The organism is Burkholderia sp. Cy-637, from assembly GCF_011753175.1.
GTDB classification, from domain to species: domain Bacteria; phylum Pseudomonadota; class Gammaproteobacteria; order Burkholderiales; family Burkholderiaceae; genus Burkholderia; species Burkholderia gladioli.
Window position 1 is genome coordinate 59264 of record NZ_VWWC01000011.1, and the last position, 23611, is coordinate 82874.

The window sequence follows — 23611 nt, forward strand, 5'->3', positions numbered from 1 at the left end:
TTTACCTCGATCTTTGAATTTCGGCGAGTATGTCTCGCAATTTTCGGGTGGATTCCATGCTTGCTTTATTCGCAGCGCCTTGGCTTTGAAAGTAAGTCATGGTTCCATCGGACAAAATTTCAATTTTTGAACCATCCAGATTTTTCTTGACTTTGTTTGTTGGGTATCCGGCCGGTGCCGCAATCGAAGCCCATTCCTGTGACGCTCCATAAGCCGCATCGTCAATCGTCCCTTTGCCGTGTTTAACGAACGCGGCGAGTTTCCCACCTCCCGCCTTGTCGAATAGGAAATCTCGAAACATGCGTTCTTGCATGTCAGCATCGTATATTTCGTCACCGGTTAGAGATAAGCGTGCTTTGCCAGCACCGAGAGTGCCGAACGTTGTTTGATACTTTCCTGTTGCAAACATTCGACTTGTGTTCGTTCCAGAAAGAGGTTCGGTCGCGAGGATCTCGTTAATGGTTTTGCTGGTGACTGGCCCTGCTGGTCCGCCATGGACATAGGAGTGGCCGACCACTCCGCCAGGGACATTCTTCGTGCCGGTGTTGTAGGCTTCGTAGCCACCCTCGCCACTCGCGATAATATCGCCGATTCTTCGGATGAGCGCGTCGAGATAACTGAGTGTGGAGGCTTTGAAGTTGCCAATGACGCCTATCGGATGAAAATGCCAAGGGCTCGTTTCCTTCGGAAACCCCTCCACACCAGACACCTGCTCCCACCACTGCAACTTCCCAATCCGTTCAATCTCCGTCTTCCACAGCCACAGCAACTTCTTCATCAATGGCGACAGCGCCTCCCATTTGCCCAGGCCACCGCCCCATTCGCTTTCGCACCGTACCACCAGATGCGATAGCGCCTCAGCCATCCACGGCGTCTCCAGCGCGTGCTTCAGCTCCAGCGCGGTGACCTTCCCATCGTGGTCCGTGTCGATCGCTTTCTCGAGATTCGTGATCAGCGGGCCGGCATTGACCGTCGCCGCGTTCGCCTCGAACTCGGTCTTGCTTTCATCGGCCAGGTACAGCTCGGTGACATGGATGTAACGCTTGAGCATATCGATCGGCATGATGCTGCTGTTGTCGATCAATTCGAAGCCCGGCCAGTCCCACGGCCCGCACATCCGCACGAGCGGATGATCTTGCTCACAGACCCATCCCTGCCGTGCGCTGCCGTCCTTGGCACCGATCGTCACGAGGAACCACGCGCGGCCCTTGTCGTCCTTCACAGTGCTGTTCGTGCCGGCCTTATCCAGGTCGACGCGTCGGAACACGTCGCGGAAGTCGGCACCGGGGCCTTTCGCATTCGAGAGGTTCAGCGGGAAATCCTTCCAGCCTGGAACGATCTCCGACGTTGTCGTGTTGGCGAGCGATCCTTCAACCCATACCGGCGTACCCGAATCCGTGTACGTGGGTTTCGCGTGGCGACCGCCATGAACCGGCGCGGCCGTCTTCGGTTGCACCTTGACCCATTTGCCTTTGGCCTTGGCGTCGAGGGGGACGAGCTTCACGCCAGGCTGCAGCTTCTGATCGGGCTTAGCCAGCCCGTCGACCAGGCGTGCCCCGGGCGAGATCTCCAGGAACGTCTTCGCGGCCGGCAATTCCTTCGCACGAGCTCGACTTTTCTGAATGAACGTCGCGAGTTCCGGCCCGGCGAACACCTCCAGGTGAAGAAGAGGCCGGGTTGGTTTCGCCGGCAGCAGCTTGGCCTCGGTGTAGCGCAGGTAGTGGCCCAGTTGGCCGATGACGTCGCCTGCCTTGACGGGATACGGCTGCTTCAACACGACGACCGAATCCAGCGGCTGCGGGTTCACGACCGCGTCCAACTCCTTGGCATAGACGTAGCCATATGGCGCATGTGGAGAAGGGGTGCCGCCCACCACGGCAGCCGCCGGCGTGCCCGACTTGATGGTCTTGATCTTCGCCCAGCCGGGCTTCGCCTTGGCGACCTCGTCGGTGTCCGATACCGTCAATTCGGATCCTTTCGGCAGAATCCCGATGATCTTGCCGTTTGGAAATTCGCGAATCCGGATGCCTTTGACCGGTGGCGGCAGGTTCGCTGTGTCGTCGTCGGGGGCATCGGGTTCAGGGATGGTCTTGAAGTCGCTCTGGATGAATTCGCCGATCAAGTCGCGCGGCGGTGAGGCGGGGGTTTTCGGCTTGGGAACGTCTTGCGAGTCGTTCGCCTTGTCGCCCACTCGATAGAACCGCTCTCCCTCCCAATACGGCATGGGCGCCATATTCAACTTTGCAGTGTCGACTTGCGCAACTTTGGCCTGTGCTGCTGCGGACTGGTAGGTGTTCCAGTCCATCAAGTGCATGTAGAGGCTGAAGAAGATCAGCGTTTCGCCTGGCCGGGGCTGACTGGATGCCGGCTGGCCAGCGGCCTGTTTGCTTGCATCGGGCTTAGGCGGGGGCGGCGGCGGTAATTGCAGCTTATGCCGCACCAACACGAAGCCCGTGGCGTACAGGGCATGGCGGCCATCCGGGTAGTCCTGCTCCGGATATTTGCTGTCCAGCCGGTACGCCACCACCTCGCCATCGGCGATCACGCGAATTCCCGCGTCCTGTTTGAGGTGTTTGGCGGTGTTCTGGTCGAAATGGACGCCACCGTGCCACATGCCATTCGCGCCCAGCGGATAGAAGCCGTCCTCGGCAGCGGCCAACGCCTTCATATAGGTCATCGGGGCGCTCCCGCCGCTCTTGTCAACAGAGGCGAAGGGAAAGGCCCAGGCGAGCGGCTTGTACGGTTCGGGCGCGCTCGATGTGGAAGATGGGTTCGACGGTTTGGCGGGCGGGCTAGGGTTCCCGGATGAATGGCGCTGGCTCATGGCGATCGGAATCTCTCGTTCATTTCTTATCGTGAGGGGCGGTGCAATACGTTCAGCCCGAGAACGGCGTGCCGCGTCCGCCCTCGCTGGCGATCGGCGTGGCCTGCAGCTTGTCGCGGATCGTCCTGCTCGCCCCGCCAAGCTTGTTCCACGTGGTGCACTTTTCGAGGATTTGGCCCGTCGTCACATTCTCGATGACACCGCCCTTGATGCTGATGTACGAGCCGCCGGCACCAATCCATACCTCGTTCGCAGCGGTCAGCACCAACCGACCGTTTGCGCTCTCGATCTTCACATCCTCCAGGCCCACGACCGACAGCGGACCGCCCTGCGCCTGGATCTCTACCGGTCCCTTCGCCGCAAAGATCTTGATACCGAGATTTTGTGCGAACACGCTGACCTTATCGAGCACGCTGGCGAGCAGGGATTTTCCCGCCACCAGATTGATATTCTCGCCGGCCGCCGCATTGACCTGTTGCGTCGCCGTGAGATGCACTGACTGCTGCGTGGACGTCGCAATGCCCTCGGGGCTCGACAGCAGCATGACCGGCCTCGAAAAGCCGTTGGCGTTCCCGGTGCCGCCGCCGGCCGTTCGGCCGCTACCCGCCGTGCCAGCTATCGTCTTCTGCGTCCCGTCCGTGAACGACTTCAGCGCTTTCTGCCCGGCTTGCAGGCTCTCGGCACGATTCGTCTCGCTTGCGTTCGAGGCTGTCTCGAACACGGCTTCCACACGTGCCAGCGATTCTGTTGCGGCAGTCACATTCAGCGGTTGGTCGCTTGCCGGGTGCGTCGATACATAGAGCCCCTGTTCGGCACGCACGGCGCCGTACGCGTTGGACTTCAAATCGAAGCCGTTACCGAGGAACGCGCCACGGGTGTTGTCCGAATGGTCGACAAGATGACCGAGGTGAAGATGGGAGTGATAGCTCGTGGTGTAGAGGTGAACGCGGTTTTGACCCGTGGCATCGTCCATGACGAGCTGGTTGAAACCGTCGCCGCCATACTCCCGGGATCGGAAGCCCGACAGCAGGCCATGCGTGTTCCACACCGGCATCGTCGATCCACCGTGTAATCGCGAGATGATGACCGGCCGGTCGCAGTCGCCGTTCACGAATCCCAGCAGCACTTGGTCGTCCTTGCGCAGCGGGAAGTAGCCGCCGCGCTTCGCACCCGCGTCCGGCATGGCAGCGCGAATCCAATTCGTCGATTTCAGCTTCGGGTGGTTTCGACTGTTCGTCGTCCGAACGTGGACCCGATTGCCTTCGTCCGTCAGGATCTCCTCATCGCTGTCTGTCACGACGACGGCTGTCTGGAGATGCATCTCCGGCTTCTGGTGCTCGAAAGGGCTGCGGAAAGGCGTGCGGCGGCGCTGTGCCTCGATTTCAACCTGGATAAAGCCAACACCGCCGTCGCCGTGCCTGACGGCGGCGCCAGCGCCGGCCGCGCGCGCCTGTTCGACCTCGTTGCGCAGGCTACGAGGAAACCGCGTCAACGCGTCGATGCCGGGGATATTGTTCTGAATCAGCCAGTCACTGGCGATGATGGACAACTCGCGATCTTTCGGCGGCAGCTTGTCCAGAATGGGATGGCCGGTCAGCTTGAACCAGTAGCCGGGAAGGGCATAGCGCGGGCTGCCGACGGCGAAATAGCGTTTCGCGCGGGACGCCCATTCTTCCGTGCGGATGCGCGCCTGTTGCTCGCCCATGCCACTGTTCGACCAGGCCTGCGAGCCCGTGTAGAGGTAGTCCTCTCCCTGCCCGGGCAACTCGTCCAGGTCGGCAGCCGGCGTGCTGATCCGCTGATCGGCATTCGGACGTTTGTAGTCGGCCGCGCCGAGCGTGAGGCACTCGCTCTGTACGTCCTGCTGCTCCCCGAGCTGAGTCAGGCCGTCGAACTCCTCGTTCATGCTCGAGTGGCTGAATTTCATGTCGCCGCCGGGAAGCGACGGGCCGCAATACAGATCGTCCATGATGACGACTTGGTGCGACTTCCCATCCTGCGCGAAATCGAATCGCGGGAACACGCCGACCTCCTCCATGCTGCGGTGGACGAAATTCCAGTCGGTTTCCCACTGCACGCGGTGCGAGTACGAGCGCATCGCGGCGTGCAGCTCGAACTTGTACTGCCCGTTCGCCTGGGGATGCTTGTCGAGCACGTCGCTCAGAATCTGTGAGCCGTTCGCTTCTTGCCAGTCGCGTCGATCGCTGCTCAGCTTCAGGAAACTCAGCCAGGATGAGAAGTGGACCTGGAAATAGGAAACCGAGCCGTCGCTACCAAGACGGCGAGCGCGCTGCACGTAGCCGTGGATGGGCAAATAGTTTCCGTCGGTTTGCTGAATCCAGAGCGTGACCGGCTGCATCAGCAATGTCTTGAATTGAATGGAGTCTCCGCTCGTCGACAAGGCATCGACAACCACCTCGAAATTTCGGCCGAGCCGCGCCTTGAACTTTACGTACAGTGGAACGAGCGCGTCCTTGCCGATTGGCGTGTCGAGTTTGACGAGCCGTTCGTACTGGGTGTAACGGGCTCCGAGCAACTGTTCCAAGGCCTTGATAGCCATGAGGAAACTCCGAATCTGTTGGACCGGAGATGAGCCATCCCGGGCAAAACCGGTCGCAATATTATTGGCATTGGCCTAAGCCGCCGAGACAGCGGCTCATGGCGCAATTCCGGTGGCGTTGCTCCTCTCAAAGCGCAACCAAACGGTTTGAATCGACCCACGATATTCTCGAATCGCTGAGAAAAGACGCCAGCCGATGTCACCATGAGCATGCGAAAGCTGGTTGATGGAACTACCGTGTGCTGGCATGGCACCTTGCGTGGCGCCTAGCGTTTTTGCGCATCGGATTTTCCATTCTAGGATTCGCCGCAGCGTGAGCGACTGATCTTCCGCATCATCCCCGCCGCGACCAATCCACGCACAGCACCCCCAGCGATACCAGCGCCGCCAGCGCCGCCGCGACCCCCGCGCCCGGTTTCGCATCGAGCAGCGTGGCAGCCAGGGGCAGCGCCGCGGCGGTCTTGAGGAGCGTGCGGCGTCGGTTCATGCGGGAATCCTCCTATCGTGGCGAGATGCGTCCCGGCGCCGGCTCGCTCCGGAGGGAGGTGGGGAAGGGCGGGCTCGATTCGCCGAGCGGCGAAGCGGATCACGATGCAAGGAGAGTTTAGGAAGCGACGCGCGAGGCATGAAGCGCGGCGGCGTCAGGAGGCGGATGACGCGAGGTCATGCTTTGGGTGGGACTGTCTGTCCGGACACTTTACGACGCAATTTCAGCCCGATTTCCTCATTTCTTGAGGATATGTATCTCGGATTTGACGAATTCATTGGAACCGGATCACGCGGCATAATCGGCCACGACAAGACTGATCCGAGGCGTAGCCGCTGCCCGACGATCGACCGTGATTCAGATTGATAATAAAAATTGCTTGTCTGAGAGAGTGAAATAAATCGTCTGGTTTATATCGTGAAGCCCATCGGAGAATTATCCGGTGGGGCGCGTAATTATTCTTGGAGAAAACATGTCGGGAAACAAATATACGGCCGCCGCAGTCGCGCTCCTGGCCGTTGGTACTCTGTTTGTCGAATCACCGGCCGTTGCCCAGGTGTCGATTAGTGGTTATACATTGCCGATGAATATCGCACTCGACGGCGCGCTCGAGGCAGTCCGCGCCTGCACGGCAAAAGGATACGCCGTCACGGCGACGGTGGTGGACGTGGCCGGAACGCCTGAGGTCGTGCTGCGCGGCGATCACGCCGTCATTCACACCAAGGACTCCTCCTATCGCAAGGCCTACACGGCGGTGTCGATGGGGCCGATTTTCCACTTCGATCGCACCAGCCAGTTTTGGGATGTTCTCGCGAAGTATCCGCCGATTGGCGCGCAATCGCTGGCATCGACCCCGAATGTCACGGCCTTGCCGGGTGGTGTGGCAATCAAGCTGCGGGATGAAACCATCGCCGCGATTGGCGTTGGGGGATCCCCTGGCGGCGACAAGGACGAGGAGTGCGCGATGGCAGGTGTGAAGAAGATCGAAAGTGAATTGATGCCTTGAAAATCGTCGGCATTCAATGCGAAATATCGATCGCATGAGTTGAAGCAGGGGGCGAACACGCCGAACTCCAGGCGGTGTGCGCCCCCATTTTCATGTCGATGCCTCGAAGCTGAATTGCTCATTCTTCTGCATTGGAAAATACCCATCGTTATCGCGATGGATCCATTACAATATTTTTTTCCGTTTTCGGAGGCTGTTCAGGCGCCATGGATAGGTTGGAAGCTATGGCGATGTTGCTCGCCACTATCGAAACCGGCAGTTTTTCTGCTGCCGGAAGAATGATGAATGTACCGGTGGCCACGCTGACGCGTAAAGTCACGGATCTCGAGGAGCAATTAGGTACGCGCTTGCTCATGCGAACGACGCGCAAGTTGAGTCTGACGGATGCGGGGCTCGCTTATGCGGTGACGGCGCGGCAGATCCTGGATCTGGTGAGTGAACAGGAGCGTGAGGCGACGGGCGAATTCACGGCGCCGCGCGGAGAACTGGCCATTACCACACCGGTGCGGCTTGGGCGGCTTTACGTGCTCCCTGAAATCATGAATTTCCTGGCGCTGTTTCCGGAGATCGACGTGAAATTGACTCAATCGGATCGCAATGTCGATTTGGTCGATACGCATGTCGACGTCGCGGTTCGTATCGGCCGCCTGCCCGACAGCAACATGATTGCGACGCGGATTGGCGCATTTCGAACGGTGGTCTGTGCCAGCCCGGCCTTGCTGAGGGAACGTGGCGTGCCCCGAACGCCGGCCGAGCTCGCAAGGCTGCCCTGCGTGATGTACAACGGCCCGATGCTGTCGCCGGACTGGACATTCCGATATCCGGATACGGGGCTCCTGGTCACTGTCCCGATTTCGCCTCGGCTCCAGGTATCGTCCGCGGATTCCGCGGTGGATGCAGCCGTTCGCGGGTTCGGATTCACACAGTTGCTGCACTATCACGTCGCGGAGGCCATCGACGCCGGGGAATTGGAAGTCATTCTGGACGCGTTCGAGGTCGATCCCGTCCCGATACAACTCGTGCACGTCTTCCGCAGCGTCATGCCCCTGAAGCTACGGCGCTTTCTCGATTTCGTGACGCCCAGACTCAGGGAGTCCTTCTCCCGATTCACCAAGTCGGCATGATCCCGGCAGACCAATCGATCAATCGGAAGCAGCCTGCCGTTCGTGGATCAGGCAGGCGGCAGGCTGGATTCGGTTGCAGCGTCGCTGCAACCTGGATGCATTCATCGTGTCGCCGGCAAGGCGCGTCAGAACTGTGTCAGCCCACCATCGACAACCAGCTCGGTGCCCGTGGTGTACGACGAATCATCGCTTGCCAGGTACAACGCGGCCTTCGCCAGTTCAATCGGTTCTCCGAAGCGCTTGAGGGCAATTTTCTGCGTGACGTCGCCGGCGACTTGGGAAAGAGCATCGTCAGGCAAGCCGATCTTGCTGTAGAACGGCGTCGCGATCGCGCCGGGGCTCACGGCATTGACGCGGATGCCGCGAGGCGCCAGTTCCGCGCCCAGGGTGCGCACGAGTGAGCGAGTCGCGGCCTTGGTGGCGGCGAGAATCGACAAGCCCGGAAATCCGATCGTATTGAGGAACGAGGTCGTGACGATAATGCTGCCGCCGTTGGCGATGATCGGAGCCGTCTTCTGAATGGTGAAGAAGGTGCCGGTGAAGTTGAGGGAGAGGTTGTTCGCGACATACTCCTCCGTTATCGCTTCGAGCGGGGCGACCGTGCTTGCGCCGGCGTTGGCGAACACCACGTCGATATGGCCGAATTTCGTCCGCGCCTGTTCAACTGCGTGCGCGATGTCCGCCACCTTGCGGATATCGGCACGAACCAGCAGGGCCGTCCCGTTGAGCTCCTTGCCTGCGGCGGCCAGGCGTTCTTCATTCGAGCCAACCAGCACCACATTGGCGCCTTCGGCCTGGAAGAGTTTCGCGGTTTCCAGGCCGATGCCCGACGTGCCGCCGGTTACGAAGGCCACCTTGTTCTTGAGCTTCATTTTCGTCATCCAGTAAAAAATATTCCGGTCATCCAGTGATGACTGTCGAATGTCATTGAATGGAAGGCATGTCGTAGACCTTTGAGCTTTATCGATCATCGGTTTTTCGACGAGCACCTCGCCTGATTCGAATCATGCACGTAGTCGCTGGACGGCGGAATCGACTGAATTCGCGCAACATCTCGTCGGAATTCGAAGAAATATCGGGTGACGCGTCACTGGCCGGGGTGACGATCAATTCGCATAGCTGACGATGGCCGATGGCGGCATGCGGCGCGCGCGGCGGGTTGTGCGAACGTGGGGAAGCGGCCGGGGACGGGGCGGCGGTCGCGCGAATTCGAGCAACCGGATAGTCGGAATTGCCGAGGCCGAGTCGGCGATAATGCCGGCAAGGGAGCCGAGGAAATGACGAGAAGAGCTCGACGTCAGCCGAACTGGCACGAACGGCCCAGTTTCATTCTTCCGCCTTCAACCCAAACCCACCCCATGTACTCCTCCACCTTCATCTTCGCCGCCGGGCAGTTCGACGACACCTTCCACCGCCTCGACAAAGCGATCGCAGAAGCCGCAAAAACGATTCCGGGTTATCTGGGCGAGGAGACGTGGGAGAACGCCGCCACGGGCCTGACGTCCAATGTGTATTACTGGGAGTCGCTGGAAGCACTGCAGGTTCTGATGAAAAACCCGGCGCATCTTGAGGCGAAAGCCGCCCAGGCGAACTGGCTGGACGGCTATCAGGTGATCGTTTCCGAGGTGATCCGCACTTACGGTGACAGCAAGCTCGCGCACCCGCTGGCGGCGCGAGGCACGGGGCCGCAAGTGGGCGAATCGAGCGGGACCTGAGCGACGATACCGCGCTCATCCCGCATGTCGTTGAGCCTCAGGCCACACCCGCCCGAATACAAGCCACCCGCGCCGCCGACCCGCCACGCACTTCCGGCAGCGGCCTGTCCTGCGCGCAAGCCTCGATCGCATCCGGACACCGCGTTCGAAACGCACAACCCGAAGGCGGATTCATCGGCGAGGGCATCTCGCCGGAAAGCAGCAAGGGCCGCCGCGCGCGCTCGCGTGCCGGATCCGGCGTCGGCGCCGCCGCCAGCAGCGCCTTCGTATAAGGATGCTGAGGCACGCCATACACATCATGCCGAGCCCCGAACTCCATCACGCGCCCGAGGTACATCACCAGCACTCGCTGGCTGATCGCCTTCACCACCGCCAGGTCATGCGCCACGAACAGGTAGGACAGCGAAAGCTCCCGCTGCAGGTCGCGCAGCAGGTTCACGATCTGCGCCTGGATCGACACATCCAGCGCCGACACCGGCTCATCGCAGATCACCAGCCGCGGCTCGCCGATCAACGCACGCGCGATCCCGATACGCTGGCACTGGCCACCCGAGAACTCATGCGGATAGCGCATCAGATGATGCGCATTCAAGCCCACGCGCTCGAGCATGGTTCGCACGCGAAGCCGGATCTCCTCCCGCCCGAGCCCCGGCTGATGCGTCACCAGCGGCTCGGCCACCACTTGCTCGATCGTCATGCGCGGGTCCAGCGAGGCGAGCGGATCCTGGAAGATCATCTGCATCTCGCGGCGCATGGTGCGCGTATCGCGGCGCGAGCCCGACACCATCGTCTCGCCGCGCCACTGCACGCTGCCCTCGGTCACCGGCACCAGCCCGATCAGCGCCCGCGCCAGCGTCGACTTCCCGCAGCCCGATTCCCCGACCAGACCAACCGTCTCCCCCCGACGCACGTCGAACGACACGCCATCGACCGCGCGCAGCGTCCCCTTGCCCGACCACGGATACCCACCCAGCGGCACGCGAAAATGCACCTTGAGATCGCGCACGGCCAGCAGCGTATCGGCCGTCGCGGCATTCGTTGAAGCGAGTTCGGCGGTGCTCATCGCAGGCCTCCCGTGATTTCCGCAATGGGCCGATGGCAGGCGCGCACCGCACCGGCTTCCGAATAGACCGCCAGCTCGGGGCGATCCTCGTGGCAGTCCGCCGAGGCGTAGCCGCAGCGCTTGGCGAACGCGCAGCCGTCGCTGCCCTGGCCGGGCATCGGCGGGTTGCCGGGGATCGCGATGAGCGGTGCGTCGTCGGGCGCGTCGAGGCGGGGCAGGGCGTTGAGCAGGCCGATCGTGTAGGGATGCGAGGGCGCGGCGAAGATCGCCTCGGCGCTCGCGTATTCCACGGTGCGGCCCGCGTACATCACCATCACGTCGTCGGCCAGGCCGGCCACCACGCCCATGTCGTGCGTGATCAGCACGATCGAGGTGCCGCGCTCGCGGTTCAGCTCGCGCAGCAGCTCGATGATCTGCGCCTGCACCGTCACGTCGAGCGCGGTGGTGGGTTCGTCGGCGATCAGGATCTCCGGCTCGGAAAGCAGGGTCATCGCGATCATCACGCGCTGGCGCATGCCGCCCGAGAACTCGTGCGGATACATGCGGATGCGGCGCGCCGCGTCGGGAATGCGCACCGACTCGAGCGCCTCGATCGCGCGGCGCGTGGCGTCCTTGCGCGAGATCTTCCGGTGCAGCTGCAGGGTTTCCGTCATCTGCCGCTCGATCGTCAGGAACGGATTGAGCGAGGTCATCGGGTCCTGGAAGATCATGCCGATCCGGTTGCCGCGGATCTCGTTGAGCTGGCGCGTGTTCATGCCGAGCAGGTCGGCGTCGCGGTAGCGCGCCTCGCCGCTGGTCGAGCCGTTGCCGGCCAGGAGGCCCAGCAGGGCCATCACGGTCTGGCTCTTGCCCGAGCCGGATTCGCCGACGATGCCGAGCGTCTTGCCGGCTTCCAGCGAGAACGACACGCCCGAGACGGCATCCACCGGCGGGCCGTCGCGGCGCGTGAAGCGGACCCCGAGATTATTGACTTCCAATAGCGCCATGTCAGCGGTCCTTCGGATCGAGTGCGTCGCGCAAACCATCCCCGAGGAAGTTCACGCAGTAGAGCGTCACGCAAAGCAGCACGGCGGGCGCCAGCAGCAGCCAGGGCATCGCGTCGAGCTTCTGCGCGCCGTCCTGGATCAGCATGCCCCAGCTCGTCATCGGTTCCTGCACGCCCAGCCCGAGGAAGGACAGCACCGATTCGGTGAGGATGATGCCCGGCACGCTGACGGTTGCATACACAACCACCACGCCGAGCAGGTTCGGCACGATATGGCGGCGCACGATGGTACCGGGCGTCACGCCGATCGCGCGCGAGGCGTCGACGAATTCGCGGGTGCGTAGCGACAGCGTCTGGCCGCGCACCACGCGCGCCATGTCCAGCCAGGAGAAGGCGCTGATGGTCAGCACCACCAGGATGAAGGAGCGGCCGAACAGCGTCATCATCAGGATCGCGATCAGCAGGTAGGGGATCGCGTACATCATGTCGACGATGCGCATCATCACGGAATCGGTGCGCCCGCCCGCGAAGCCGGCGATGGCGCCCCAGGCCACGCCGAACAGGCCGGACACCAGGGTGCCCAGCAGCCCGACCTCGAGCGAGACGCGCCCGCCCACCAGGGTGCGCGCGAGCAGGTCGCGGCCGAGTTCGTCGGTGCCGAACCAGTGCAGGCCGGCGAGCGTGGGCGGCAGGCTGATCGAGGACCAGTCGCTGGCGGTGGGATCGTTGGGCAGCAGCAGCGGGCCGACGAAGCAGGCCAGCGCGATCAGGATCAGCAGCGCCAGGCTGAACATGGCGGCGCGGTTGCGCACGAAGCGCGCGGCCGCCAGTTCGAGCGGCGTGCGCGAGCGTACCGGCGCGTCGGCCGGCTTGGCTTCGGCGGGAGTTGCGGCAGGCGTCATGGTTGCGCCCCTCTCAATAGCGGATGCGCGGGTCGAGCCAGGCATAGGCGAGGTCGACCAGCAGGTTGAACAGCACCGCGCAGACGGTGGTCAGCACCACCAGGCCGAGCACCAGCGTGTAGTCGCGGTTGATCGCGCCGTTCACGACCAGCTGCCCGAGCCCGGGCAGGGCGAACACCGATTCGGTGACCACCGCGGCGGTGATCGAGGAGATGCAGACCGTGCCGAACAGCGACACCACCGGCATCAGCGCCGGCTTGAGCGCGTGGCGCAGCACGATGGTGCGTCCCGGCAGGCCCTTGGCGCGCGCGGTACGGATGTAGTTGCTCGACAGCGTCTCGATCATCGAGCCGCGCATCACGCGCGCCAGCAGCGAGACGTTGATCAGCGTGAGCAGCAGGATCGGCAGCACGCGATACTGCCAGCCGCCGTCGCCCCAGCCGCCCGCGGGCAGCCAGCCATGGCCCTCGGAGGTCTTCAGGCCGATCGCGAAGATCAGCACCAGCACCGGGCCCAGCACGAACGGCGGGATCACGTTGCCGAAGTTGCCGATCAGCATCACGAAACGATCGATCAGGCTGTCGCGGCGCACCGCGGCGACGGTACCGAGCAGCACGCCGAGCACGATCGCGATCGGGATCGAGATGCCGCCCACACCGAGGCTGACCGGCAGGGCCTTGCGCACCAGGTCGTTGACGGACCAGTCGACGTAGCGGAACGAAGGCCCGAGATCGCCGTGCAGCAGCGAGTTCAGGTACAGCAGGTACTGCTTCCACAGCGGCGCGTCGAGGTGGTACTTCGCGTTCAGGTTCGCGATGGTGGCCGCCGACAGCTGCTTCTCGCTGTCGAACGGCCCGCCCGGCGTGAAGTGCAGCAGCAGGTAGCAGACGGTGATCACGGCGAGGATCGTCGGGATCGCCCAGAGCGTGCGACGCAGTGCGTAGGCCAGCATGATGCGTTCCGCCTCAGTGCTTGATCAGATACATGTCTTGCGAGGCACGCATGTCGATCACGTTGCTCAGCGAGTAGCCGCCGACATAGGACTTGACGAGGCGGTCCGCCGAATACTGGAACAGCGGCAGCATCGGGTAGTCGTTCATCGCCAGGTCGTGCGCCTGCGTCAGCAGCGCGGTGCGCTCCTTGTCGTCGAGCTTCTGGTTGGCCTGGTCGATCAGCTGGTCGACCTTCGGATTGCAGTAGCCCACGGTGTTCTGCGCGCTGCCGCAGCGGATCAGGTCGAAGAAGGTCATCGCGTCGTTGTAGTCGGCGAACCAGCCGTCGCGCGCCATCTCCACCTTGCCGTCGTGGCGCAGCTTCATCAGCACCTTGAATTCGACGTTCTCGAGCTTGGCGGTCACGCCCAGCTTGGTGCGCCATTCCGATGCGGCGAACAGGGCCACCTTCTTGTGCAGGTCGCTGGTGTTGTAGGTCAGCGTGAAGCTCAGCGGGTTGGCATCGGAATAACCGGCTTGCTTGAGCAGGTTCTTCGCGTAGTCGACGCGCTTGGCCATCGGCCAGGCGGCCCAGTCGGGCTTGAACGGCTGCACGCCCTTGGTGCCGTTCGGCATCAGGCCGTACATCGGCACTTCGCCGGCCTGCGTGAGCCTGGAGGTGAGGATGTCGCGATCGAGCACCATCGACAGCGCCTGGCGCACGCGCTTGTCCTTGAAGGCCGCGTCGCTGTTCTTCATGTAGAAGTAGTAGGTCGCGAGCTGCAGGCCCGGGCGCAGCTCCTTGCCGAACTGCTTGTTGACCTGGTTGAACACGCCGGCGGGGATCGAGTAGGTGTAGTCGATCTGGCCGGACTGATACATGCGCATTGCCGTATCGTCGCTTTCGATCGGCAGGTAGGTGACGTTCTTGATCACCACCTTGCCGGTGTTCCAGTACTTGTCGTTCTTGGTCGCGAGGATGCGGTTGTTCGGCTGCCAGTCCACCAGCTTGTAGGCGCCGTTGCTGACGATGTTCTGCGGACGCGTCCAGGCGTCGCCGAACTTGGTCACGTCATCCTTGTTGACCGGCACCAGCGGGGCCATCGCGGTCAGTTCCGGGAAGAAGGCCACCGGGTTCTCGGTCTTCACCTCGAGCGTGTACGGGTCCACCGCGCGCACGGCCAGCGCCGAGGGCGGCTGCTTGCCGGCGATCACGGCCTTCGCGTTCTTGATGAACTCCACCAGGATGGTGTATTTCGAGCCCGTCTTCGGGTCCACCACGCGCTGCCAGGCATAGACGAAATCGGCCGCGGTCACCGGCTGGCCGTTGCTCCACTTCGCGTCGTGACGCAGCTTGAACACCCAGGTATCGGGCGACGGGTGCTCCCACGATTGCGCGACGCCCGGCACCAGCTTGCCGTCGGCGTCGATCCGGGCCAGGCCCTCGAACAGGTCCAGGCCGATGGTGTTGCCGGTCCAGGATTCGATATGGGCGGGATCGAGCGACTCGACCTCGGCCGGCACCTGGCGCGTGATGTCCTGCTGCGCGGCCAGCGTGACGTTCGCCGGGACGTTGACGGCAGACGCGGTGGAGGCCGCGGTGAGGGCGAGCGCGGCCAGCACGGCCGCCATGGCATGCGTATGTTTCATCGTGTGCGATTGACAGAGGGAACGAGGGGAGCGGATGCGGATTTACCGCGTGCGACGCCGGGGATATTTACGAATGAGACGAAAGAAGGGGCCCATGATGCTTGTCTTTCATATTAGTAATCCTGGTCATTCTCCGGGCGGAAATCCCGTCGATATCAGGGATTACCCGCGCCACGGCCGCTCTCTATGTGCTTACCGGCCACGGCATGGGACGCCGCATGCTTACAGTGGAAGGAACCATAGCAGACCGAAATCAGGTCGTCAAAAAATGTTTGATGAAAAATAACTAAATTAGATTGATATGGAGGAGGGTGTCTGTTCCGGCTGCGTTATCGATGTGAATCGCCTGGTTTTCATTTTGATTGCAGCGAGCGTGATAAAGAACGCCGGGACGGATCATTGGCCCCGATCCTGCTCCGAATAGCGCGTCGAGAAGCTGCGCGCGGCGATCAGCACCGGCAGCAGGGCCTGCCCCATTTCAGTCAAACGATATTCGACCCGCAAGGGTTTTTCGGCGAAATCGATTCGCTCGATCAGGCCGTCGTGCGCCAATTCGCGAAGATGCTGGGTCAGCATCTTTTGCGAAATGCCGGGCAGGTCGCGTTTCATCCGCAAGGTGCGCAGCGCCGGGTCGGCAGCCTGGAGGAGATCGCGAATGCCGTCGCCTTCCTCGCGAGCCCGCTGGCGAGCTATATCACCGGCGTCAACCTGCGTATCGACGGCGGCCTGTCGCCTGGCTTGTGAGCTTGCCGTGGCTTCCGTGCCGGGGCAGCCATGGCGTTCACAGGTCGCCTGTATCGCCCGGCTCGCCGAACCACTGGCCGAGGGCTTGTGAAAGGCCCGCTGCGTCCGACGGCGAGTCGGTTGCCCATGCAACGAACCCGTCAGGCCGTACCAGCACCGCGCGCAGCCCCAGCGAATCCCTTGCCTCGCTCGCGACACCGGCCACGCGCCCTTGCCAGCGACGCACGTCAGTCAGCCGTTGCGGATCGCGCTCGAAATCGAGGAACAAGCCCTTGCCGTCGCGCAGCAGGTTGCCGGCCAGGGTCCCGTCGCCCAGTTCGAACTCCGGCAGGCTGTATCCCATCAAGGGGTGTCCATCGCCAAGGGGATAGCGCAACGATAAACCCCATACGCGCTCGGCAAGGTACGCGGCGCCGTCATCCGTCGCCGCCAGGTCGCGCATGATGGCCGCCAGGGCGCGCGTGCTCGCCGTCGGCCGCATCAAGGCCACCTGCGCGCGCGACCAGTCGAGAATGCCGGCGCCCACCGGATGCCGCTCCGCTTGATAGCTATCGAGCATCGCCTCGGGCGTGTCGCCGCGTATCGTCGAGGCCAGCTTCCAGGCCAGGTTCATCGCATCGCCGATGCCGAGATTTAGTCCCTGCCCGCCCAGCGGCGAGTGGATATGCGCGGCATCGCCGGCAAGCAGAACGCGCCCCTGGCGATACGTGCGCGCCTGGTAGGCGCGATCGGTCCAGGTGCTGGCGAGCAGCAGGCGAGTCAGTTCGACGTCGACACCCGATACGCGGCGCAGCACGGTTTGCGCATGCTCCAGCGTGATCGGCTGGCCTCGATGGCAAGCGCCGCCGTCGAAGTCCACCATCGCGATGGTGCCGGGCGGCGTGAAGGTATACATGCCATTGGGCGTGTAATGCCGCCCGGGGCGCAGCGCGTGCGGATCGCGCAGCTCCGCTTCGACCGAATAGCCGGTGAACTCGGGATCGGTGCCGGCGAAGGCGATGCCGGCCAGCTTGCGAACCGTGCTGCGCCCGCCATCGCAACCGACCAGCCAGCGCCCGCGAAAACTCTCGCCGCCGGCGCGAACGCTCACGCTGTCCTCGCCGGCGAGCAGGCGATCGACTTCGTGGCCGCGCCGGATCTCGGCGCCCATCGCGATGGCCCGCCGAGCCAGCACGGTCTCGAGCATCTCCAGTTCGACGGCCATGCCTTCGTCGGCCGAGCTCGGCAGCCGATACGGCCAGCGCGAGCTGTCGATCGCGTCGTGATGAAACTGGATGCCGGCGAAGTGGCCGCCGGGCTTGCGCGACTTGCCGGCCCAATGCGGAGCCGGGGCGGGCTGGTCCGACGCGTCGCGCGCCTGTTGCGCGGCCAGGAGTTCATCGAGCAGGCCACGCCGATGGAAGGCTTCGAGCGTGGCGACCGACAGGCCGCGCAGCCCGAACGGCAGGCGCTTCAGCGGCGCTTGCGGGGCTTGCGCGCGCTCCAGCACCAGCACGGAAAGCTTGAACAGGCGCAGCTCGCAGGCGAGAAACAGCCCGACGGGGCCTGCGCCCGCGATGACGACATCATGAGAATTGAGGGTGTGATCGTGCATGAACGGCTCCATTGTCGAGGTTCGACCGGAGCGTTTCTCAGGCTGAGCGCCACACGGACGAACGGGAGGAAGCCTGGACGGCGTTCCATGTTCGTCGCGGGGATCTCATGCACGAGGCCAAAGACCAGAGCTTTCGTTACCGAAAGGACTTGGGCTTACCAAACCAAGTCTGCCTTTTCCGACACGGCTTTATATCATCGCGGCGGGCGCGGCGCAATGGCCTGCCGGCACGCGATAGTCAGGTTACCGAAGCGACGGCGTTGGATTTTCAGTTCATGTCCTGCGAATGGATCCAGCGGCAACCCGGTTGCGCGGCGAGCACCGCGTCGAGCAAGGCGGCGGCGATGGAATCGGCGGGATTCACGCGCCATTTCCTGGGCAGCACGGGCGCCAGGAGCCGGACCAGCTTCAGCGCCGCGCCTTCCGCTTGCCGGCTCTCGTTGCGCGGCCCGTCGATCAGGCTGGGCCGGCAGATCGTCAGCGAGCGAAAGCCGATCGCCTGGATATCGCGCTCCACCTCGCCCTTGGTTCTCGGATAGAAGAATCGGGAGCTCGGCGACGCGCCCATCGCCGTGACGATCGCGAAGGTCGGGACGCCCGCATCGTGCGCGGCCCTGGCGAAGGCCAGCGGCAGTTGGTAGTCCACATGAATGAAGGCGGCCTTCGAGCCGGCCTTGGCCTGGGTGGTGCCCAGCGCGCAGGCGACGGCATCGAACTGCTGCGATGCCAGTGCCGGCACCCAGTCGTCGAGCCGCGCCACGACGGGGTTCAGCAGTTTTGCGTCGGGCGGCAGCGGCGTTCTTGTCGGGGCGACCACTTGGGAGAACGCGCGGCTATCGAGCGCGAGCTTCAAGGCCCGGCTTCCCACCAGGCCGGTGGCACCCAGCAGCAACAGCTTCATCTTCCCGTTCTCCTTTTCATGCTTGCGCGCGCGGCGACTAACTCAGGCTTGCGGCTGCCCTTGCGCCGCGATCGTGACGGCTTCCCAGCGATCCCAGTTGCTCAGGCGCGAGGCATAGACCGCGCGGAATTTCTCGACCACCTTGGTTCCGATCGCCAGGCGCAGGGGCGGTTCCTCGGCATCCACGGCGGCGAGGATCGCCGCGGCCGTGGCGGCCGGATCGCCGAAGTCCTCGGGCTTGAAGGAGGATCGTACCGCCTGCCTGACCGAATCATAGGCGGCGATGGCCGGCGCGGATGCCGTCGCGGCGCGAAACCCGGTCGCGAAATGTCCCGGCTCGATGATGGTGACCTTGATGCCGAGCGCGGCCACTTCGCCGGCCAGGGCTTCCGACATGGCTTCGAGCGCGAACTTGCCGGGCGTGTAGCTGCCGCCGGTGGGAAAGCCGATGATGCCGCCGATGCTCGACACGGTGAGCACATGGCCGCTGCCCTGCGCACGCAGGATCGGCAGCGCGGCCTGGATGACCGACAGCGCGCCGAACACATTGGTATCGAAATTGGCCTTGACCTGCTCGAACTCCAGTTCCTCGATCGCGCCCATGTAGCCATAACCGGCATTGCAGAGCACCACGTCGAGGCGCCCGAAATGCCGGTGCGCCTGCTCGAGCGCCTCGAACACGGCGGCGCGATCGGTGACGTCGAGCGCCAGCGCCAGCACCGCATCGCCATGCGCCGCGACGAGTTCGTCGAGCGATGGCGCGTGCCGCGCGGTGGCGACGACCTTGTCGCCGCGTGCCAGCGCGGCCTCCGTCCAGACGCGGCCCAAGCCGCGCGAGGCACCCGTGATGAACCAGACCTTCGACCCTGCCATGACGAACCTCCCTGGTGAGTATTTTGCACTGAGTGCAAAATGTAGCACTCAGTGCAAATTTGTCAAGAAGCGCGTCAACCGTCAGACTGGCGGCCATGGTTGATACTGAAAACGCCCCCAACGATCTGCGTGAACGCAAACGCCAACTGACGCTCGACCGGATCGCCGAAGTCGGCCTGAAACTGTTCGTCGAGAACGGCTACGAGGCGACCACGCTCGATGCGATCGCGGCCGCGGCGGGGATCTCGCGGCGCACCTTCTTCCACTACCTGAAGTCGAAGGAGGAGGTGCTGCTCGCGCACGAAAGCGGCAAGTTCCCGCAATCGTTGCGGCCGACCTTCCTGGCGCAGTCGCCGAAGCAATCGCCGCTGGCGACGGCGCGCAAGACGCTGCTGGCGCTCGCCGAGATGTACGAGACCCGCGAGTCGATCCTCGCCGACCGCGTGCTGCGCTCGATCGAGGCGCTGCGGCTGCGCAAGGAGGCGCTGCTGGTGCAGATGGAGGATGTGCTGGCCGAGGCGATGTACGAGCGCTGGCCGGATCCGGCGCGGCGGCAGGCGCTGCGCCTGGACGCGATGATCGCGATCGGCACCTTGCGGGTCGCCAAGGAGAACTGGCGGCGCGAGGAAGCCGCGCGTCCCCTGACGCACTACATCGACGAGGCCTTCGGCCTGCTCGGGCAATTGTCGAAACGGGAGCGCGACCTGGTCGATTGAGGCGCCGCGCATCCACAAGCGGAAACGGCGACGCACCTGAAGTGCGTCGCCGTTTTCATATGGAATGCGAACGACCGGGCGATCAGTAAACGGCCTTCCAATGCCCCGGGACCCATTCCCAGTGATTGCCTTCCCAGCGGTAATGCCCCTTCACCCAGTGATAACCGGGCGCCGGCGCGGCCGGTATCACCTCCACGCGCGGTTCCGGCTGCGGCGGTCGCACCGGCTCGACCACGCAGGCCGAAAGCAGGGCCGCGCACAGGCTGGCGGTGAAGGCGGCGATGGTTTTGGATCGGATCGTCATGATGCATGTCCTCCCAGGACTGTTATCGATCTGTTCTTGAAACGCCGGCTTGCCGGCCGGCACGCAAGCGGGCGCTTCAGGCGTGAACCAGGCCCGTCATCGGTCGGCTCGCGGCCGAACGCTCGAACAGCGCCGCGGCGGCGCGTTGCGGATCGAGGCGCAGCGTCTCGGCGGCAGCGCCGGCGATCAGCGCGTCGAGCGAGGCGGTCGGCTTGAGGTCGCGGCCTTCGTAGAGATCGGCCTGGCGCAGGCCGGGCCAGTCGGCGATCACGCGGCCGCCGGCCACGGCGCCGCCGAGCAGCATCGCCACCGAGCCCTGGCCGTGATCGGTGCCGCCGGTGCCGTTGGCGGCGGCGGTGCGGCCGAACTCGGTGGCCACCAGCACGGTGGTGTCGTTCCAGACCGGGCCCAGCCCGTCGCGCAGCGAGGCCAGCATCGCGTCCAGCCCCTTCAGCACGTTGGCGAGCCGTGCGTTCTGCGCGCTGTGCGTGTCCCAGCCGCCGGTCTCGATCATGGCGATGCGCGGGCCGTCGTCGCGCGCGAGGAAGCTCGCCGCCAGCTTGCCGACGCTGGCCGGGTCCTGCCGCGCGCCGGCGTCGTGCGCCAGGCCGCGTGCCTGCATCGCCGAGGTCCATAAAGGCCCGAGCTGCGCGTCCTGCTCGTAGAGCGAGGAGACGCGCGTGAGCAGATCGTCGGGCGCGCCGGGCAGGCCCGACGGCGCATAGGAGGTGACGCGGGCTGGCCCGCGCAGCGCGGCGGGCACGGTGGGCGCCAGCGCGATCGCGTTCTCGCGCGTGGCCGGCAGCATCGCGACGAGCCGGTTCAGCCAGCCGTCCTTGACCTGGTAGGGCGACAGGCCGCCCGTCTCCAGCACGTTCTGGCCGTCGAAATGCGAGCGGTCGCGATAGGGCGAGGCGATCGCGTGGACGAACAGCGCCTGGCCGCCCTGGTACATCCGCGCCGTCTGCGCCAGCGAGGGATGCAGCGCGAAGCTGCCGTCCAGGCGCGTGGCCTTGGCGGGGTCGATCGCGAGCTCGCCGCGCAGCCGGGCGTAGTCGGGCTCGGCATAGGGCACCAGGATATTGAGTCCGTCGGCCGCGCCGCGCTGGATCACGAACACGAAACGGCGATCGCTGGCGACGTTGGCGAACGCGAGCCGCGGCGCGATCAGCAGGGTGCCGGCACCGGCGGCGACGGTGCCGAGGAATCGGCGGCGGGAAGGCAGCATGTTTACCTCCGTTGGAAGTCGGGCGAGACGAGCAGCAGCGCCAGCGCGGTAGTGGAACTCTCGGCGCGCGACACGGCGGTGGCGGTGGCATCGCCCAGCGTGCCGGCGAACAGCGTGTTGCCGAGCTGGCGTGCGTCGACGCGATCGCCGGTGCGCGCGGCCAGGCGCTGCGCGACCTCGACGCGGCGCACCAGCGCGTCGGGCGCGGCCCAGCTCGCGGCGATATCGTCGTAGCCGGCGGGCGAGCCGGGGCGCCATACGGGTTGGCCGAGCTGGGTCAGCAGCGGCGCGGCCTCGAGGCCGTCGAGCGAGGTCCAGCCGAGCCCGCGCAGCGAGGAGAGCGTCCAGTCCCAGGGCGTCTTGAACTTGGCGGCGCGCGGCGACCAGGCCTCGGGCGCCTCGACCAGCGCGCGATAGACGGTCGGCAGGTCGCCGCCGCTGCGCTCGAAGGCTTGCGCGAGCCGCTCGGTCAGCGCGGCGGGCGGATCGTCGGCAACGAAATGACGCGCCAGTTGGAAGGCCAGGTGGCGCCCCGTGGCCGGCGCGCGGGCGAGGTCGCCGAGGATCGCGAGCGCCTGTGCTTCGCCATCCTGATCGTAGCGGCGGCCGAGCACGCTGCGCGTGCCGGGCTCGTGCAGCGCCGGGCGGAATACGAAGCTGCCCGGCGGCGCGTCGTTGGGCTGCGGGCCGCGCACGCCGGCCACGCTCCAGCCGGTCAGGGCGCGCGCGAATTCGGTGACGTCGGCCTGGGTGTAGCCGCTGCGCACGCCGAGCGTGTGCAACTCCATGATCTCGCGCGCGAGGTTTTCGTTGAGGCCGCGCTTGCGGGCCGGGTCGCGCGCGTCGGCGCGCATGGCGGCGCGGCTGTCGGGGCCGACCGAACGCGTCTGGTCCAGGAACAACTGCATGGCGGGATGCTGCTCGGCCGCCACCAGCAGGTCCTCGAAACGGCCGAGCACGTGCGGACGGATCGCCTCCAGCTCGAAGGCACCGGCCAGCCCCGCCACCTGCCCCTTGTCCACCGACACCGCGAAATGATTGGCCCAGAAGTGCACCAGCCGTTCGACGAAGGGCGTCGGCGTGCTCAGCGCGCTCTCGACGCGCGCATCGACGGCATCGCGATAGACCGCCACGCTCTCGCGGCGAATCATCTGGTTGAGGGCCTGGCGTGCTGCCTGCGCGGGGTTCTGCGTCGCACCGGGTGCGGCCGACGAGGCCGCCGCGAGCCTGGCGGCCGGTGATGGCGCGGGCGGCATGGACGTGGCCTCGCCGGCACTGGCGGCGCGAAATTCGTTGCGCTGCGCGCCGAAGCGTGTAGCCAGCGCGACCGCGCCTGGCGTTTCGGCCCAGGCCGCCGGACGTGCTTCATAACGCGCGAACTGGTCGAGCAGCCAGGCTTTCGGATCGGCGGGGGCACTGTCCTCGGCGCGCGCGCCGAGGCCGAAGCGGTTCAGCGCGATCGCGGCGGCGGTAAGGCGGGGCGGAACGTTCATACGGAGTCCTGCCGGCGTGGATGATCTCCATTAAACGGAGCACGCCGCGAAATCCGTCGCGTCGGGCGAAAATTTTTTCGGGCGGCCTGCGCAAGACCGCCCGGTCTACATCAACGGCCGGTGCGCGAGGGCCGGCAGGGCGCCGGCGTGGGCAGTTCGCGCGTCGCGGGCCCGGCGATCAGTCTTCGCCCGGCCACCAGGGTTTCGGCGCGCGGTCGATCAGGTAATCGTCGAGTTCCTTGCCTTGCAGCCATTTCGGGCGCGGGCCGCGGCCCGACCACGAATTACCCGAGGACGGATCGTAGTATTTGGCGGGCGCGGCGCGACGCATTTTCGCCGGCTCGCGGAAACCGGCCGCACGCAGCAATTCGTCTTCGGTAATACCGTATTGCTCTACCTGATCCTTGAGAGTCGAAAGCAGGCCACGCTTGCCTTCTGTCTTGGCCTCGGCGATCTGGCGGTCGAGTTCACGCAGCTGCTCTTCGAGAACGTTGAGGTTATTGCTCATTG

General features: G+C 64.6%; 21 protein-coding genes and 1 pseudogene. 5 read left to right on the forward strand and 17 right to left on the reverse strand.

The genetic code is table 11. From position 1 onward, the window contains the following. Position 1: 1 nt before the first annotated feature. From F3J10_RS05650 to F3J10_RS05660, 3 genes are all read right to left on the reverse strand, one after another. Positions 2-2824: a hypothetical protein gene (locus F3J10_RS05650; protein WP_167241522.1), complete on the reverse strand. Its 2823-nt coding sequence runs from the start codon at positions 2822-2824 to the stop codon at positions 2-4. Positions 2825-2876: 52 nt separating this feature from the next. Then, positions 2877-5384 (reverse strand): type VI secretion system Vgr family protein, encoded by a 2508-nt coding sequence (locus tag F3J10_RS05655; protein ID WP_167241524.1) that lies wholly within the window; start codon positions 5382-5384, stop codon positions 2877-2879. 334 nt (positions 5385-5718) lie between these two features. Then, positions 5719-5871, reverse strand: coding sequence for a hypothetical protein (locus F3J10_RS05660; RefSeq protein WP_167241526.1), 153 nt, complete (start codon positions 5869-5871; stop codon positions 5719-5721). 472 nt (positions 5872-6343) lie between these two features. On the opposite strand from F3J10_RS05660, the gene F3J10_RS05665 reads away from it, so the two are divergent. Both F3J10_RS05665 and F3J10_RS05670 read left to right on the forward strand, forming a co-directional pair. After that, positions 6344-6877, forward strand: a complete 534-nt coding sequence (locus tag F3J10_RS05665) for a heme-binding protein (RefSeq protein WP_167241528.1) — start codon at positions 6344-6346, stop codon at positions 6875-6877. A gap of 206 nt (positions 6878-7083) precedes the next feature. Next, positions 7084-8001 (forward strand): LysR family transcriptional regulator, encoded by a 918-nt coding sequence (locus F3J10_RS05670; protein ID WP_167241530.1) that lies wholly within the window; start codon positions 7084-7086, stop codon positions 7999-8001. Positions 8002-8126: 125 nt separating this feature from the next. Here F3J10_RS05670 and F3J10_RS05675 read toward each other — a convergent pair whose 3' ends face one another. Continuing rightward, positions 8127-8873: an SDR family oxidoreductase gene (locus F3J10_RS05675; protein WP_167241532.1), complete on the reverse strand. Its 747-nt coding sequence runs from the start codon at positions 8871-8873 to the stop codon at positions 8127-8129. 486 nt (positions 8874-9359) lie between these two features. On the opposite strand from F3J10_RS05675, the gene F3J10_RS05680 reads away from it, so the two are divergent. After that, positions 9360-9716 carry an antibiotic biosynthesis monooxygenase gene (locus tag F3J10_RS05680; protein WP_167241534.1) on the forward strand — a complete coding sequence of 119 codons (357 nt, stop codon included), beginning with the start codon at positions 9360-9362 and terminating at the stop codon, positions 9714-9716. Positions 9717-9753: 37 nt separating this feature from the next. Here the strand turns inward: F3J10_RS05680 and F3J10_RS05685 are convergent, their stop codons facing one another. From F3J10_RS05685 to F3J10_RS05710, 6 genes are all read right to left on the reverse strand, one after another. After that, complete coding sequence (locus tag F3J10_RS05685; RefSeq protein WP_013691356.1) at positions 9754-10779, reverse strand: oligopeptide/dipeptide ABC transporter ATP-binding protein; 1026 nt, start codon at positions 10777-10779, stop codon at positions 9754-9756. Beyond that, a complete protein-coding gene (locus tag F3J10_RS05690; RefSeq protein WP_013691355.1) occupies positions 10776-11765 on the reverse strand; it encodes an ABC transporter ATP-binding protein in 990 nt (329 codons plus the stop codon). Before F3J10_RS05690 ends, F3J10_RS05685 begins: the two co-directional genes overlap by 4 nt. A 1-nt stretch (position 11766) precedes the next feature. Beyond that, the gene (locus tag F3J10_RS05695; RefSeq protein ID WP_167241536.1) at positions 11767-12666 is read right to left on the reverse strand and encodes an ABC transporter permease; all 900 of its coding nucleotides are present in this window, start codon (positions 12664-12666) and stop codon (positions 11767-11769) included. 13 nt (positions 12667-12679) lie between these two features. After that, on the reverse strand, positions 12680-13618 hold the full coding sequence (locus F3J10_RS05700) for an ABC transporter permease subunit (protein ID WP_017918724.1): 939 nt from the start codon (positions 13616-13618) through the stop codon (positions 12680-12682). Between the two features lie 13 nt (positions 13619-13631). Further along, entirely contained in the window at positions 13632-15248 is a 1617-nt protein-coding gene (locus tag F3J10_RS05705; protein WP_025097318.1) for a peptide ABC transporter substrate-binding protein, read from the reverse strand. 396 nt (positions 15249-15644) lie between these two features. Beyond that, a complete protein-coding gene (locus F3J10_RS05710; RefSeq protein ID WP_167241538.1) occupies positions 15645-15857 on the reverse strand; it encodes a helix-turn-helix domain-containing protein in 213 nt (70 codons plus the stop codon). Between the two features lie 18 nt (positions 15858-15875). Here F3J10_RS05710 and F3J10_RS35960 point away from each other — a divergent pair. Then, positions 15876-15992: pseudogene (locus F3J10_RS35960) on the forward strand (SDR family oxidoreductase); the annotation flags it as partial. 37 nt (positions 15993-16029) lie between these two features. On the opposite strand, the gene F3J10_RS05720 reads toward F3J10_RS35960, so the two are convergent. The 3 genes from F3J10_RS05720 to F3J10_RS05730 form a co-directional block, all read right to left on the reverse strand. Next, positions 16030-17586, reverse strand: a complete 1557-nt coding sequence (locus F3J10_RS05720) for an FAD-dependent monooxygenase (protein WP_167241540.1) — start codon at positions 17584-17586, stop codon at positions 16030-16032. 268 nt (positions 17587-17854) lie between these two features. Beyond that, complete coding sequence (locus tag F3J10_RS05725) at positions 17855-18487, reverse strand: NAD(P)H-binding protein (protein WP_167241542.1); 633 nt, start codon at positions 18485-18487, stop codon at positions 17855-17857. Positions 18488-18529: 42 nt separating this feature from the next. Further along, positions 18530-19360 carry an SDR family NAD(P)-dependent oxidoreductase gene (locus tag F3J10_RS05730; RefSeq protein WP_167241544.1) on the reverse strand — a complete coding sequence of 277 codons (831 nt, stop codon included), beginning with the start codon at positions 19358-19360 and terminating at the stop codon, positions 18530-18532. Between the two features lie 95 nt (positions 19361-19455). On the opposite strand from F3J10_RS05730, the gene F3J10_RS05735 reads away from it, so the two are divergent. Beyond that, positions 19456-20076 carry a TetR/AcrR family transcriptional regulator gene (locus F3J10_RS05735; protein WP_167241546.1) on the forward strand — a complete coding sequence of 207 codons (621 nt, stop codon included), beginning with the start codon at positions 19456-19458 and terminating at the stop codon, positions 20074-20076. Positions 20077-20158: 82 nt separating this feature from the next. On the opposite strand, the gene F3J10_RS05740 is transcribed toward F3J10_RS05735, so the two are convergent. The 4 genes from F3J10_RS05740 to F3J10_RS05755 all read right to left on the reverse strand — a co-directional run bounded on the left by F3J10_RS05740 (position 20159) and on the right by F3J10_RS05755 (position 23609). After that, positions 20159-20380: a YXWGXW repeat-containing protein gene (locus tag F3J10_RS05740; RefSeq protein WP_025097309.1), complete on the reverse strand. Its 222-nt coding sequence runs from the start codon at positions 20378-20380 to the stop codon at positions 20159-20161. Positions 20381-20456: 76 nt separating this feature from the next. Then, entirely contained in the window at positions 20457-21608 is a 1152-nt protein-coding gene (locus F3J10_RS05745; RefSeq protein ID WP_167241548.1) for a DUF1501 domain-containing protein, read from the reverse strand. A gap of 2 nt (positions 21609-21610) precedes the next feature. Beyond that, positions 21611-23101, reverse strand: coding sequence for a DUF1800 domain-containing protein (locus F3J10_RS05750; RefSeq protein ID WP_167241550.1), 1491 nt, complete (start codon positions 23099-23101; stop codon positions 21611-21613). A 178-nt stretch (positions 23102-23279) separates the two neighbouring features. After that, entirely contained in the window at positions 23280-23609 is a 330-nt protein-coding gene (locus tag F3J10_RS05755) for an H-NS histone family protein (protein WP_013691346.1), read from the reverse strand. Positions 23610-23611: the final 2 nt, after the last annotated feature.

What these genes read in the sequence shown, in the direction of transcription:
- F3J10_RS05650 (WP_167241522.1), bottom strand. Translation starts at nt 2,824, where the DNA reads ATGAGCCAGCGCCATTCATCCGGGAACCCTAGCCCGCCCGCCAAACCG.
- F3J10_RS05655 (WP_167241524.1), bottom strand. Translation starts at nt 5,384, where the DNA reads ATGGCTATCAAGGCCTTGGAACAGTTGCTCGGAGCCCGTTACACCCAG.
- F3J10_RS05660 (WP_167241526.1), bottom strand. Translation starts at nt 5,871, where the DNA reads ATGAACCGACGCCGCACGCTCCTCAAGACCGCCGCGGCGCTGCCCCTG.
- F3J10_RS05665 (WP_167241528.1), top strand. Translation starts at nt 6,344, where the DNA reads ATGTCGGGAAACAAATATACGGCCGCCGCAGTCGCGCTCCTGGCCGTT.
- F3J10_RS05670 (WP_167241530.1), top strand. Translation starts at nt 7,084, where the DNA reads ATGGATAGGTTGGAAGCTATGGCGATGTTGCTCGCCACTATCGAAACC.
- F3J10_RS05675 (WP_167241532.1), bottom strand. Translation starts at nt 8,873, where the DNA reads ATGAAGCTCAAGAACAAGGTGGCCTTCGTAACCGGCGGCACGTCGGGC.
- F3J10_RS05680 (WP_167241534.1), top strand. Translation starts at nt 9,360, where the DNA reads ATGTACTCCTCCACCTTCATCTTCGCCGCCGGGCAGTTCGACGACACC.
- F3J10_RS05685 (WP_013691356.1), bottom strand. Translation starts at nt 10,779, where the DNA reads ATGAGCACCGCCGAACTCGCTTCAACGAATGCCGCGACGGCCGATACG.
- F3J10_RS05690 (WP_013691355.1), bottom strand. Translation starts at nt 11,765, where the DNA reads ATGGCGCTATTGGAAGTCAATAATCTCGGGGTCCGCTTCACGCGCCGC.
- F3J10_RS05695 (WP_167241536.1), bottom strand. Translation starts at nt 12,666, where the DNA reads ATGACGCCTGCCGCAACTCCCGCCGAAGCCAAGCCGGCCGACGCGCCG.
- F3J10_RS05700 (WP_017918724.1), bottom strand. Translation starts at nt 13,618, where the DNA reads ATGCTGGCCTACGCACTGCGTCGCACGCTCTGGGCGATCCCGACGATC.
- F3J10_RS05705 (WP_025097318.1), bottom strand. Translation starts at nt 15,248, where the DNA reads ATGAAACATACGCATGCCATGGCGGCCGTGCTGGCCGCGCTCGCCCTC.
- F3J10_RS05710 (WP_167241538.1), bottom strand. Translation starts at nt 15,857, where the DNA reads ATGAAACGCGACCTGCCCGGCATTTCGCAAAAGATGCTGACCCAGCAT.
- F3J10_RS05720 (WP_167241540.1), bottom strand. Translation starts at nt 17,586, where the DNA reads ATGCACGATCACACCCTCAATTCTCATGATGTCGTCATCGCGGGCGCA.
- F3J10_RS05725 (WP_167241542.1), bottom strand. Translation starts at nt 18,487, where the DNA reads ATGAAGCTGTTGCTGCTGGGTGCCACCGGCCTGGTGGGAAGCCGGGCC.
- F3J10_RS05730 (WP_167241544.1), bottom strand. Translation starts at nt 19,360, where the DNA reads ATGGCAGGGTCGAAGGTCTGGTTCATCACGGGTGCCTCGCGCGGCTTG.
- F3J10_RS05735 (WP_167241546.1), top strand. Translation starts at nt 19,456, where the DNA reads ATGGTTGATACTGAAAACGCCCCCAACGATCTGCGTGAACGCAAACGC.
- F3J10_RS05740 (WP_025097309.1), bottom strand. Translation starts at nt 20,380, where the DNA reads ATGACGATCCGATCCAAAACCATCGCCGCCTTCACCGCCAGCCTGTGC.
- F3J10_RS05745 (WP_167241548.1), bottom strand. Translation starts at nt 21,608, where the DNA reads ATGCTGCCTTCCCGCCGCCGATTCCTCGGCACCGTCGCCGCCGGTGCC.
- F3J10_RS05750 (WP_167241550.1), bottom strand. Translation starts at nt 23,101, where the DNA reads ATGAACGTTCCGCCCCGCCTTACCGCCGCCGCGATCGCGCTGAACCGC.
- F3J10_RS05755 (WP_013691346.1), bottom strand. Translation starts at nt 23,609, where the DNA reads ATGAGCAATAACCTCAACGTTCTCGAAGAGCAGCTGCGTGAACTCGAC.